Source organism: Neolewinella agarilytica, from assembly GCF_900110645.1.
Classification (GTDB): domain Bacteria; phylum Bacteroidota; class Bacteroidia; order Chitinophagales; family Saprospiraceae; genus Neolewinella; species Neolewinella agarilytica.
Genome location: NZ_FOFB01000010.1, coordinates 101,753 through 114,316 on the forward strand (window position 1 = coordinate 101,753; position 12,564 = coordinate 114,316).

The 12,564-nt window shown below is 49.9% G+C and carries 8 protein-coding genes; 3 read left to right on the plus strand and 5 right to left on the minus strand.

Annotated elements, in window-relative coordinates; all coding sequences use genetic code 11:
- Positions 1–177: 177 nt before the first annotated feature.
- Both BM123_RS10555 and BM123_RS10560 read right to left on the minus strand, forming a co-directional pair.
- Complete coding sequence (locus BM123_RS10555; protein WP_090168079.1) at positions 178–1,740, minus strand: T9SS type A sorting domain-containing protein; 1,563 nt, start codon at positions 1,738–1,740, stop codon at positions 178–180.
- 6 nt (positions 1,741–1,746) lie between these two features.
- On the minus strand, positions 1,747–5,253 hold the full coding sequence (locus BM123_RS10560) for a S8 family serine peptidase (RefSeq protein ID WP_090168080.1): 3,507 nt from the start codon (positions 5,251–5,253) through the stop codon (positions 1,747–1,749).
- Positions 5,254–5,506: 253 nt separating this feature from the next.
- Here BM123_RS10560 and nadA point away from each other — a divergent pair, with 253 nt between their 5' ends.
- Positions 5,507–6,514, plus strand: a complete 1,008-nt coding sequence (nadA, locus tag BM123_RS10565; RefSeq protein WP_090168082.1) for a quinolinate synthase NadA — start codon at positions 5,507–5,509, stop codon at positions 6,512–6,514.
- 13 nt (positions 6,515–6,527) lie between these two features.
- Here the strand turns inward: nadA and BM123_RS10570 are convergent, their stop codons facing one another.
- The 3 genes from BM123_RS10570 to BM123_RS10580 all read right to left on the minus strand — a co-directional run bounded on the left by BM123_RS10570 (position 6,528) and on the right by BM123_RS10580 (position 9,643).
- Entirely contained in the window at positions 6,528–6,863 is a 336-nt protein-coding gene (locus BM123_RS10570) for a hypothetical protein (protein WP_090168084.1), read from the minus strand.
- 183 nt (positions 6,864–7,046) lie between these two features.
- Entirely contained in the window at positions 7,047–7,565 is a 519-nt protein-coding gene (locus BM123_RS10575) for a hypothetical protein (RefSeq protein WP_090168086.1), read from the minus strand.
- Between the two features lie 263 nt (positions 7,566–7,828).
- Complete coding sequence (locus tag BM123_RS10580; protein WP_090168087.1) at positions 7,829–9,643, minus strand: Xaa-Pro dipeptidyl-peptidase; 1,815 nt, start codon at positions 9,641–9,643, stop codon at positions 7,829–7,831.
- A gap of 1,009 nt (positions 9,644–10,652) precedes the next feature.
- Here BM123_RS10580 and BM123_RS10585 point away from each other — a divergent pair.
- Positions 10,653–11,168, plus strand: coding sequence for a DUF6155 family protein (locus BM123_RS10585; protein WP_090168089.1), 516 nt, complete (start codon positions 10,653–10,655; stop codon positions 11,166–11,168).
- Positions 11,169–11,272: 104 nt separating this feature from the next.
- Positions 11,273–12,553 carry a Gfo/Idh/MocA family protein gene (locus BM123_RS10590; RefSeq protein ID WP_090168091.1) on the plus strand — a complete coding sequence of 427 codons (1,281 nt, stop codon included), beginning with the start codon at positions 11,273–11,275 and terminating at the stop codon, positions 12,551–12,553.
- The last annotated feature ends 11 nt before the right edge of the window (positions 12,554–12,564 follow it).

The following is a 12,564-nucleotide window of genomic DNA, read 5'->3' on the forward strand; positions in this document are numbered from 1 at the left end:
ACGCGAAGCGTTTTAACGAGCCCCTCTCCGTCAAGCCGGAGGCGAGACTTACCGGAGAGGGGTTGGGGAGAGGTTTCTTGAAGCCCTTTCCGCCGAACCAGAGGCGGTGAATAGCGTCAAAAAAACAACACTTTTCCCTACAGAGGTAACACCCTATGCCTAGTAGTGTACCAATAGTCACCTAATAATCACCTTCCCCTGAGCTACCCCCAGTGGAGTTTCAAGCTTTACCAGGTAAACGCCAGCAGACCATTTGTCATCAACAGATATCGTTAACTGCTCGCCGGAAACATAGCTCTGGCGGTAAACTTCCCGGCCACTAACATCAAATAAGCTCAAGGATTTACTCCCCGCTGTTTCATGCCCCGAAGGCAGTTGGACCGTGAAACGCTCTTTGGTGGGGTTCGGAAAAATATCTAATCCGACTTCAATTACTTCCGGTGTTTTTATGTCTACCACCTCTTCATAAATGACAATGGTGTCCTTTACGCCCCCACAATCATCCGGATCGTAGCAGCCGTCCGCTCCCAGTTTCACCAACCAACTGCCATAATTAAACTCCTCAATATCACGTACCCCTGCCAGTAGTATATCTCCACTTGGGGTTTCCACCGCATCGTAAAACGAAAGGTAGGTTGACGTACTGCCTGGATAGGTGATAAGACGCTCCCATATCTTTTCTCCATTGGGGCTAAGCCGAAATACCCAACCAACTCGCCCGGGCACACCAGGCTCTACAATCATCCCTTTCCATCCCATCCCCAAAATATCTCCACCTGGTAATAGTTCAAGATTGTTTAACTGTCCTTGAACCGGCCCTAGCATGGTTCGGCTTTTAAATTCGCCTAAGCTGTCCAGGAAAAAAATAGCCACCGGGTCCGTATCGTAAAAACGGGGTGGGCGACTCAGACTAAAGGAGTCCTTTGTCCAACCGTAAGCAATATCTCCATTGGGAAGAGGGAGAATGGTGGGTTGAAAGTCAAAGGTTCTTCCAGGATAGATAGGTTTTGACCACAAGAGCTTTCCGTTGGCGCTTATTTTTTGCAAAATGCCTCGCTCTTCTCCTGGTGGTTGAGAAGAATAATCGCGGGCACCAAAGGCCATCAGGATTTCTCCATTAGCCAAAGTCTTGATCTCCCCCGGTTGAGGGTAACCGTAATCTCCTCTATAGGAAATTGTCGTATCCTCACCTGTGCCAGTGTCATAAAAAGTAAGGGAAGCCACCCACTTGGAGGTGTCGGCACCGTCCACTTCATCGGCGAATATGATTAGGGTGTCGCCTTGGCCTTTAACAAGAGAATAGCCTGCTGTAGTGCTTATGTGGGCATAATCTCGATAGCTAATCGTATCTTCTATCAGGTTCATTGTTAAAAGTCCAAAAGACTGAGGCCTACCTTGTTCTCTATTGAACAAAAGACTATAAATTCTGTCCGAATCCAAAAGAGTCCCATTTGATTTTACCGGATAGGTATGAGATTCAAAGTCATCAATTAATCGATCATTCACAATATTCCCACTTATATCGATGGTTAGATAGCGAACACTATTTGGAACAGAAGAAGCAGAAGGGTATTCCGACAAAGTGAGTAAATAATTATCGTCAAAACAATGAATATTTGTCCCAAAGGACCAATCTAATCCTAAAGCTCGATAAGTCTTTGAAAAATTTGACTGTGCTCTAACCCCAATTGAAGAAATTATAATAATCAACAGAAAGAGCAATAACGATGACCTGAACATAGCTCCCTATTTAATTATAGTGATTTTCTTAACACATTGGGGTTTCCCTTGGGGTAGTATCCTTAAAAAATAGGTTCCAGCCTCAATATTATTAAGGCCAATGGAATGTCTGGAGTAAAAATTATAGAGCTTCTCCTCGTGTACTACCCGGCCAACGACAGAGATAATTTGAATGGTTGCTTCTTTTCCTTCTTCTAATAAGCTATTAGGCAACTCTACAAAAAGAGTGTTATTTGATGGATTAGGATAGACCAGTACTTGTTCGGTTTCTTCAGTAACGACAGAGGCTATTTTTGGCACATCTTCCTCCAACTCAGGCACAGAATACCGACGATCCGCAGTAAGAAGCATGAGTCCTTTTGCGTAGCCGCTATTAGCGGTCCCTTCTAAGCTAATGGCATCCAACAACTCGAAATTTTTGGGTGAGAGTACGTAAGTATTGGTATCCCGCAGGTATTCTAAATTGATTTCCTGAATTGCCTTAAAATCTAGTGTTTTCTTATCCGTGAGCGATGTCGCATTTAATAAAGCCTCCGCATCATTGTAGCGACCTAATTGCATATAAGTACCAAACAACTCATAAGGGAACTCTTTTGCATTTATCTCCAAAGCATAGTTTATGGCTTGGTTTACCTCGCCTTCCAACAGCTTCGATTTGATCATGCCCCGAAAGAAATGGCCGTAAGCCTCGTTTGCTTCCTGATATTCGTCCTGGTATTGTTCATTGGTGGGATTAGCACTTAAATTAGCAAAAGCATTTGAACGGGCTTGTTTTATACCTTCTTTCGACCCAGGATTTGGAAGGGGCGGTCGGTTTTGGTTACAATTATTTTCATTGTTAGGAGTTTCCTTAATTTCAAATACAGTAGATGTTTCCGGCATCTCACAAGGCATAGTAAGTGTTTCATCGATATAGTACCGAAATGGGGAAACAGTGCCCGTTGTAGAAATTCTAGTATCGACAGTTGAATCAAAACAATTTCCTGCGGGTCTTCCTTCGCTCCCTTGCTTCTCATTAACTGTTCCACTTATTCGAATGGCGCGATTGGCCTCTTGAAAATCGTTACTGAGAATTTCTACAAAAGAGTTATTGCTTGATGTTCTAACGCCTGTGTAGAAATCGTCCATATCATTACAACTAATTCTACTAAAGCTAAACAACTCGTTAACGCCTGTATTATTAAGGGCAACTCCTGTGTCAAAAGCTCTACCTGTTATTGTGCCAACAATGCGATTAGCCGTGCTATTAAACGAGTTACTACTAATGTTATAATCTGCAGGGCCCTCCAAATAGATACCTGTAGCGCTTATTGAACCTTCCCCCACATATTTAGAGTTAAACTCACATTCTGTAACAATAGTAGCGTCAAAGCTATTCTGACCATAGCTATGAATCATAGCCCCTCTTCTTGCTGCGTAATTGAAAATATTTGGGTCATTGTTCACCCCCCCAATATTGAGCCCTCCGGAAAAAGGATAAGTAGAAACTGCAGAGATGATGCGAGAACGGTTACCCGTGGTGTATTCTTCCGATTTGAAGAATACATTACCACTGGTAATATTAATCTTGGCATCAAACGCTACGATTGATTCATGATCAAACTCCCGAAAAGTACAGTGGTCAAAAGTTATGCCATCGGTATCCCATATGGTGAACCCGATACCCTTTTCGGTTTCCTCACTCGTTTCCTTAAAGTTACAAAGTACAAACCTACTCTTATTCGCAAAAGCATAGCCTCCGGATGGACGAGGGTATTGGAGGAATTCGCCAACGCGACCGTTATCAATGAAAGTAGCACCTTTACCAGCCACTAAACCTCCTCGGCGGTCTACCTGAATGGCATATGGGACCGCATCAGAGCGTGTACCAACTACTCTTTTAGCCCGGGTGATTTTTGTTCCAATATCAAAAAGCACCATGCCTGCATCATCGGTCGTGACGGGGACATTATAATCAAGGACTTCATCTTCACCAACTGTCGCCCAAACATCAGGTTGTTCACGATCATTATTGCCCCAAACCCGTATACCTCCCCACATGCCATTTCTACAGGCGGCAGTAACCGTCGACCTTTTGAAAATCAACTTGGCTCCTCGCTTAACGGTAAAGAATCCTGTTTTGTGGGAGGAAGGATCTGGCTCATCCATAAATATCTGACTGTTGATAATTACCAGCTTACCTAATGGATCAACTTCTACTTTTTTGAAGCTACGAACATCGTTTTCTATAATAACTGTTTCGTTGGGTCCAACCAGTAATGTTTCCGACTGAAAGCTCTTAGCCGCCAATACTGCCTGGTACGCATTAAGAGCACCCGCTCCGTTTAATTCCGCGTAATATTGGTCGCTCGGCTCATCAGCGTTTGGAATGTTATTACTGGTTTCTTTAAGAATCTTTTCGATTATTGCCGGTGGGATACAAGGTGCCTCTGCACGCATCAAGGCTATAGTACCCGCTACATAAGGAGCGGCCATAGAAGTGTTACCGCTTCCGTAACCGGAAAAATCAACTAATGGGGAAGTAAGTCGATGTAAATTAAGAATGGGTACAGCAATGTCCAGGTTTTCATCAGGGGTGCCTCCATCATACCTCTGATAATTACCGCTCTCTGTTAATTGGCCTACATTGATGACGCCGTCGATATCCGCTATTTCTTGATGTGAGTCGCCTCGTGCCGCAACAACAACAGTTGTACCTCCTTCTACAATTTCGGCGATCATCTCCCGATTCCAGCTATTAGAAGAGTAACTAATGTTAATAACATCAACTCCGTCAAGATAAGCTTCCCATGCTAAAGTATTAAGGGATGTAGTGGGTAGCAGTCCACAGTCTCCTCCTCCCACACAGTATCCACGCAGCTTGGTTTCTCCGCCAGCGCCAGCAACGTGCATTCCGTTATTTCTGATTGCTGCAACGCCCCCAGAAGTTGCATAACCGTGACTAGAGGTTGCTGATTCTTCCCGGCAGTCTCCAGAGATGGAAAGAAATTTCCCGGTTAAATCAGGGTGACTATTATCAAAATAGACATCTACAACGCCTACTACAACATCACTGGATCCATTTGACTCCGTCCAGGCACAGGGAAGTTCCATCCGTTCTATGTGCCTGGTACACTGTGTCCCCGGATCATTAAAATTGACTGGGCTAGAGCATTCTGAAGGTTCTAGTGTTGTCGATGGATCTGGACAGCTTTGGGAACTTGGATCACAGGTTAGGGCAGGTACATACTCAATAGTAACTTCCTCGAAATGACCACTAGCCTTTAAATTCTCACCGAATACTGCATAGTTTGCAGAGCCTTGAAGTTTAATGAACATAGTCTCTTGCAATGCAACAGATTGTGCGCCCGGAAACGCTGGTTGCGCGCTAATTACTTCAGGCTTTGACTTCAACTCGTCAAGATAAGTATGAAAGGCTAGGCTTGTTTTTGTTTGAGTGTCGGTTATTTTAGCAAAAATGCCGACGGGATAGGTAGTTTGAGCGGTAAGATTTACGGACGTAATTCCTATCATTAACAGGCAAATGACAACGTGCGGAAGTGCGGAAGTGCATTTAGGGTTTGGTTTGAGTTAATAGGTAAAGTACAGCACGAATTTAAGTACCTGCTAACTATTTTGCAAGTAAGTTAAACCGAAAAGAAATTCTAATTCGGTCGCAAAGTAGTTGATTTTTTTCATCAATATTAGCAAACAACGTTAGCTTAAAAAATAAACAAACAAAATTCGTTACCCCCGCGTTATCTTACCGTCCTAAAGAAAAAACGCCATGTCTGCTGAACTTAACCTCGCTACCAAGAATCTGAATAAAATGGGCTTTCTCGACCTCGAAGTCGACCCCACCCTGGATCTGGTAGAAGCGATCAACCAACTGAAGAAAGAGAAGAACGCCGTCATCCTGGCGCACTACTATCAGGAGTCGGAGATTCAGGACATTGCGGATTACATCGGCGATAGCCTGGGCCTGAGCCAGCAGGCAGCCGAAACGGATGCGGACATCATCGTCTTTGCCGGGGTACACTTCATGGCGGAAACCGCCAAGATGCTGAGCCCCTCCAAGAAAGTATTGCTGCCTGACTTGAAGGCCGGTTGCTCATTAGCAGATAGCTGCCCAGCGCCCGTCTTTCGCAAGTTCAAGGAGAAGTACCCCGATCATAAAGTCGTGAGCTACATCAACTGTACCGCCGAGCTGAAGACCCTCACCGACGTCTGCTGTACCAGCACCAACGCCAAGCACATCATCGACTCCTTCCCCGAAGATCAGCCATTGATCTTCGCCCCGGACGTCAACCTCGGTCGTTGGCTCGTTAAGGAAACTGGCCGCGACATGGTGCTCTGGAACGGCAGCTGTATGGTACACGAGATTTTCAGCCACGAGAAGATCGTTAAGCTGCAGATGAAGCACCCCGAGGCGGCTTTCATCGCTCACCCCGAGTGTGAAGCGCACATTCTGGATGCGGCCGACCACGTCGGCTCCACCTCCAGCCTGCTACGCTTCACCCGCGAGAGTGGCCACCAGGAGTACATTGTCGCTACCGAGCCTGGCATCATCCACCAGATGCAAAAGGCCAGCCCTGACAAGAAATTCTACCCCGCTCCGCCCAACAACAGCTGCGCCTGCAACGAGTGTCCCCACATGAAGCGCAATACGATGGAGAAGCTCTACCTCTGTATGAAGCACGAGCTGCCCGAGATCACGCTGCCAGAATGGGTAATTGAGAAGGGTGTGGCGAGTATTGACCGGATGCTGGAGATTTCGGCGAAGGCGGGGCTGTAGGTACGGCAAAAGCTTAGAGCATTGCGGCTACACGTCGCAACCAGCTAAATCCAGGGAAAGCCCCCTTAGATGCTGAGCGAGTTGATTCTTCAGCAGGCGCTTTCTCTATTGCCGCCTCAGGGCCAAAGTAGTTGAGGTTAATCTGTACGCGAGCGTCTTCAAGCTCCATGGCAAGCTTTGCCTCGTCGGCTTCCTTCCATTGTTTCAGGAAGGCCTCCCGGGCGGCTTCAGAGCCAAAGAATACGAAGCGTTCGTACTCCCGCTCATACCGGCGCCGAATGGAAAAAGTAGCCGCAGCAAGTTCTTTTTCGAAAGCGCGGACGAGATCGGGGTTGCGTTGGTTTTCCATAACGAGATGGGTATTAGTGAGCAAATAGGGTGCCCGAAATCAACCGGTACAAAAAGGTAAAAAGTTGCAGGCTCGGCAATAGGAACAAACACAAGAAGGGACGACCGAAATTCGGTCGTCCCTTCTGTCTGTTATCAACTGGCCGGCAGTAAATCCTTCAGGATTCGGGCCGATAGTTTACGTCTATTTTCTGGCAGCGCCACTATTGAGGATATACCGCACCCCAATGCCACCGGATCGGCCGCCAAAGCCCGTAGATCCAATGCCGCCAAAGCTATCGCCAAAAACGAAGGTTGGCACCCAGTCTGCCGTGATGGAAATGGGCGTATCGGCAAAAGTGTATTCCAGCCCCAGGTAACCCGAAGCGGTAAACAAAGTGCTACCTTCACTAACACCAGAGTAACTCCAAAACTGTACCCCGGCGCCACCGCCAAAGTACCACTTCAGGCCGTCTACAGACGGGATGTCTTTGTGAACCAGATACGCACCATTAATACTGATCGTATTGTAAAAAGTAAAGCCCCGAAAACCAACATACACTTCAACGGCATTAGATTCGGAGAGGAAGGTTTTGTAACTCGCCGCCCAGGGGTAACCGAGCCGAAGCCCGGCGGCGGATTTGTAGTCTTGCGCCACGGCCTCAGTTTGGAAGGCGAAGCAAAGACAAACGGTGAGAGCAATGAGTCTGAGGAGGTTTTTCATAGAAGGGATAAATTAATGACGGCTGTCGCCAGCTCGTCTTCTTAAAAAATATGGGTTTCGGCGCTCTTCAGGGAGAGCCGGTCTTTCGGTAAGAAAGACGATTGTTTATGGAGAGATTCCACAAACCGTTACGCTCCGAAGAGCATTTTTTAAGAAAAATCCGATTCTACTTGTCCGGCAAGCACTTTCATGAAGCAGTAGCTCACCGAGCGATACCTCCTGCCCCCTGACCTAACCGGGTTTAGGCTAAGTAACCTCAGCCATCATTTCATTGCCTCCATCAGTTTCTCTTTACCTCCCACTACCGGCAAGGTAAGTTTCGTTCCCGCCAGATCCACCGTCAACTCCGTACCGGGTTCGGGCAGGAGGGTGAAGTCTTTATCGCTGGAAAAAATCATCAGCCCGATTTGTTGTCCTTTACGGATGAGCTGATCATCAGGCATGAGGTCGAAGCTTACGTCAACGAAGTCGCCGGGCTTCACGTCTTCCTCCTGGCGAATGTCTTTGTGGTTACGGAAGTCGGCCCAGCCTCGGGTGATGAGGTTATCGGTGATGACCGTCCGGTGGCCTTCTTCCCAGGGCAGGGATACGAGGTAGACGGAGAGGTTGGCGCGGGCCTTGCTGGCGGCCATACGGACCGTTACCCGGGGGCTACCGGAGATATGGATTTCGGAACTGAGCTCGGGCGTAAGATAAATCAGTCGGTGATTCGTGAATTCAGCATCAGCGAGCGCTTCTCCGTCGAAGGAATAATTATCCACCAGGGTTTCCTTTTTCGCCGTACGGGTCTGCACGAGGCCGAGCCCTCCGTGGCCGGGGGCACCGGCGGTGAGGAAGAGGTCTACGTCGGCAGCATCCGGATTAGGATAGTCGGCGTAGGCGGTTGGTTTGTCTCGGGCGTCACGCTCGCGGACGATCCATGCTTTGGGGTCTTGCTCCACACCGTTCTCCACGCCGTGCAGGTAACGGGTAAACCAACGATTCATCATCGTCATGGGCGGCGGGCCGCCGTGTCCGTTCTGGTGATAAAACGTTTGTACGGGGAGCCCCATCTCCCTGGCTTTAGCGTAGATGCGGTAGCTGTGCTCGGGCATCACGTTCCAGTCGTTGAAGCCGTGGCTCATCAGCAGGGCGGCTTTCATACCGTCCATGTGATTGAGGTAATCACGACCTGCCCAGAAGTCGTTGTAGTCGCCGGTGATGCGGTCCATTCCTTCCTTCATTTCGGTGTCCCGGACCACCTGGTTATTACGCGCACGTTTGGATTCATCTCCGCTGTGAATGAAGTCGTAGAGGACGTCAATGTCTTCCCCCAGGTAACCGCCGGGGGAGCGAACGAGACCGTTGGAACGGTAATAGTGGTAGTAGCTCGTGTTGGGCGCAATGGGGATGATGGCTTCTAGGCCTTCCACTCCGGTGGTTGCCGCTGCCAGCGGCAGCGTACCGTTGTAGGAGGTACCGGTCATGCCTACCTTGCCGGTAGACCAGGAGGCTTTCACCTGTTTATTACCATTCGGCGCTTCGAAGCCCTTCGCCCGGCCGCAGAGCCAATCGATGACGGCCTTCGGCGCCAGTGATTCGTTCGGGCCACCCACCGTGGGCGCACCCTGAGATAGCCCCGTTCCCGGAGACGATGAGTGTACGACGATGTAGCCGCGGGGCACCCACTTTTTAATGTGAGAGTTGGAGATGATCGGCCGTTCGCCCCGTCGTTCCACTTCGGGGTGGACATGTTCGGGGCCGGCTTCGCCCAGCTCGTGGTGAACGTCCCAGAAGAGTTCGTCGCCTCCCTGAGCAACACCCGCGAAATAAGGGCTGGTGACGTAGATCACCGGTAATTTCAGGCCTTCCGTTTCCGTCTGTTTCGGGCGGGTAACGGCCACGTGCATACGGTCCATCTTGCCGTCTCCGTCGGAATCAAACTCCGTTTCTACCCAAAGATCATGCCGTAACCAGTCTTTACTGTTTTCAAAAGCGGGGACGATCTGGGCTTCGCCGTCTTTAAATACCGGGCCGGTTTTTTGGGCCTGAATGAACGACGACAACAAAAACAGGAGGAATAGGGGTAAGTATTTCATGGGAGCAAGATATGGAATTGTGGTGTTTGGGCGCGGGACCGCAGGTGCAAAGTGTGGAGAAAAGCAAGGAAGCCCCAGTGGATAGCAAACTGTTGAAGGGTAAAAAGTAGCGAAATCCGGGGAGAAACGGGCGATCGGCGAAGCTCCCCTTCCCCCCCGGCTGAAGCCGGGGTACAATAGCGTTTACCGGCACAGCCCTAAATTCGTAGCGGACTATTATTTGGTTACACACCGGAAGTCCTGTGTGTATCACGAGATGCACGATTCATTAGAAAAACCTCTCCCCCGGCCCCTCTCCGGAGGAGAGGGGAGACGTCTCAGGCGGCTTGACCGTGCATTTCGTGATACAATGGTCCGCTACGATTTCATGCAACTTTGGAAGTATTATCTCAGGCACGCCTATACATAGTCTTGAAAATTGACCTGTTTAGGCAAACCCCACACACGCTCAAAATGCGAAACTCCGTGTTTTGAACAGAAAAATGGCCTATTCCTTCTCGTCTTACCTTGCTCCGCGCGGGCTCTTTCTTTTTAGCTACGCTGCTACTTCGTGGTCCGTGAAAAAGAAACAAAAAACCTTGGCTGTGCCGGTGTCTTTTCGGAGGAGGGCCCTTGTCACTGGCCGGTAGAACGGAGCAAAAGAGCCGTTAAGCGGAAGGGCTGTTTGAGCATACACCCAACTCAAGCTTTTCCCACAAGAGATCGCTAGCCCCACAGCTTTACTTGAAAAACGGATTGTGCTGCGAGTTAGCCCTTTCGTAGGCTCTTTTGCTCCGTTCTACCGATAAGCCAGTGGCACAGGCCAGGGGTTTGGCTACTTTTGCCCTTCAAAAGTAGGCCGCCGGCAGGCATGTAAGACGAGAAGCTTAACGGAGGATAATGGATCAATCATGTTTATAATCCAAAATCGTAACGGACCATTGTGATACACACGAAGTCCTGAAGTCATCCTCCATTGCTCCAATACCTTTACCTTGCACCCTGCGGTCCCTCGCCCAAAGCTATTACCATGAAACGCGACTTCCTCAAACTCCTCAAAGCGCTCGATGAAGAAGAGCTCCGTGAAGAACTCCTCGCCCTGTACGAGCGCTTCCCCGTTTTGCGCGAATACTATAAACTTGAGCTGGGCACCAGCACTAAAGATGTGCTCGAAAAGTATAAAAAGGACGTGCGCAAGGCCTTCTTCACCGGCCGCCGCCGGATGGGCAAACGCGGGCGCAGCAACTCCTCTAAGATCATCAAGGCTTTCGCAGAAGTCTCCATTCACAACAAAGACCTCGTCCTGCTCCACCTCTACCGCGTGGAAGTCATGATCGAGGCCATCGTCTATTACCGCGTGGATGCGGAGCAGTTTCACGACTCTGCGGTGAAGAGCTTCGCTAAGGCACTTAGCCTGGCACAAAAACAGGTATTGCTGGAAGACATCCGCCCCGAAGCAGAGCGCCTGATGGCTCTTTTCCATGAGTGTAAGCGCTGTGGCTGGTTTACACTCTCGGAGGTCTTTCGGGAGTTCTATCAGACATGACGTAACACCTTGTCTGAAACATAGAAATAATAAGAGGCAACAGATCGGTAAAAAGTAGAAAACCCTCGCGCGTAAACGAATGAGCTTCTTACTTTAACACCATTATGAGACAGAACCGCCGACAATTCATTTCCACTGCTTCCGTAGGAGCAGGAACACTCTTCATTCCTTCCTGGTTACGCGCCGGCTTTTCGGGCCACAGCCCGAACGCGCAAATCAACCTTGGCGTTATTGGGACAGGCAAGCAGGCCAATGGCCTCTTTAAACGTATGAGCAAAATGCCCGAAGCCCGGGTAGTAGCCGCCTGCGACGTTTATGCCTCCAATCTGGAACGTTTCGTCGCTACTGCTGCCACCACCTACGCCGAGCAGGCCGGCGGAGGCAATGACAGCGCACCGGCGACTTATTCGGACTACCGCCGCTTACTGGATCACCCGGACCTGGACGCCGTACTCATTGCCACCCCCGACCACCAGCACGCACAGATGTGTATCGATGCGCTGGACCGGGGCCTTCATGTGTATTGCGAAAAGCCCCTGGCGCATACCATCGAGGAAGGCCGGGCCATCGTTGAGGCCGTAAAACGCAGCGGGAAAGTGCTGCAAACCGGCAGCATGCAGCGCTCTATGCGCAGCTTTCAGCGGGCCGTGGAATTAATCCGGGCCGGCTCGATCGGCGAGCTTAGCGAGGCCATCGTCAGCATCGGCGTTCCGGCCCGGACGTTTGACCTGCCCGCACAGCCCGTTCCCGCAGGTATGGACTGGAAGGCCTGGGTGGGGCCTTCGGTAAGTCGCCCTTTCCATACCAATCTCGCTCCCGGATCCGACCAACGGATGTGGGCCAAATGGCGCGACTTTGCCGAGTACGGCGGAGGGATGATCACTGACTGGGGCGCACATATGTTCGATATCGTACAATGGGCCCGGGACAAAGACACCTCCGGCCCGACGCAGTTTTTCCCTTCTGGCGGCGATGCCCAGTTCGGCTTAACGATGTTTTATGACGACGGCTTTAAAGTGGAGCACCGGCAGTTTGGGCGGGGCAATGCCGTCCGCTTCATCGGATCAAAAGGCACCCTGGACGTATCCCGGGGATTTATCGATAGCAGTATTCCCGGCCTGGTGGGTTATAACGATACGAATGCCTCTATGAGCACCAGTGCTAATGTCATCCACTTTCAGGAGTTCTTTGATGCCATCCTGAAGGGCAAGGAAGTAAGCTGCCCGGCGGAGACGGGCCATCGAACATCCAGCATGTGCACCCTGGCCAACATTGCCTATCGCCTGAGACGGCCGCTCATCTGGGATCCCGCTACCGAACGGATTGCGAATGACCGGGCAGCGAACAAGCTATTGGGGCCAGCCTACCGAATGTCTTTGGCTTAATTAAGTTCAGC

Excerpts from the sequence above, each read along its gene's own strand:
- BM123_RS10560 (WP_090168080.1), bottom strand. The coding sequence starts at position 5,253 with ATGATAGGAATTACGTCCGTAAATCTTACCGCTCAAACTACCTATCCC.
- BM123_RS10585 (WP_090168089.1), top strand. The coding sequence starts at position 10,653 with ATGAAACGCGACTTCCTCAAACTCCTCAAAGCGCTCGATGAAGAAGAG.
- nadA (WP_090168082.1), top strand. The coding sequence starts at position 5,507 with ATGTCTGCTGAACTTAACCTCGCTACCAAGAATCTGAATAAAATGGGC.
- BM123_RS10580 (WP_090168087.1), bottom strand. The coding sequence starts at position 9,643 with ATGAAATACTTACCCCTATTCCTCCTGTTTTTGTTGTCGTCGTTCATT.
- BM123_RS10570 (WP_090168084.1), bottom strand. The coding sequence starts at position 6,863 with ATGGAAAACCAACGCAACCCCGATCTCGTCCGCGCTTTCGAAAAAGAA.
- BM123_RS10575 (WP_090168086.1), bottom strand. The coding sequence starts at position 7,565 with ATGAAAAACCTCCTCAGACTCATTGCTCTCACCGTTTGTCTTTGCTTC.
- BM123_RS10590 (WP_090168091.1), top strand. The coding sequence starts at position 11,273 with ATGAGACAGAACCGCCGACAATTCATTTCCACTGCTTCCGTAGGAGCA.
- BM123_RS10555 (WP_090168079.1), bottom strand. The coding sequence starts at position 1,740 with ATGTTCAGGTCATCGTTATTGCTCTTTCTGTTGATTATTATAATTTCT.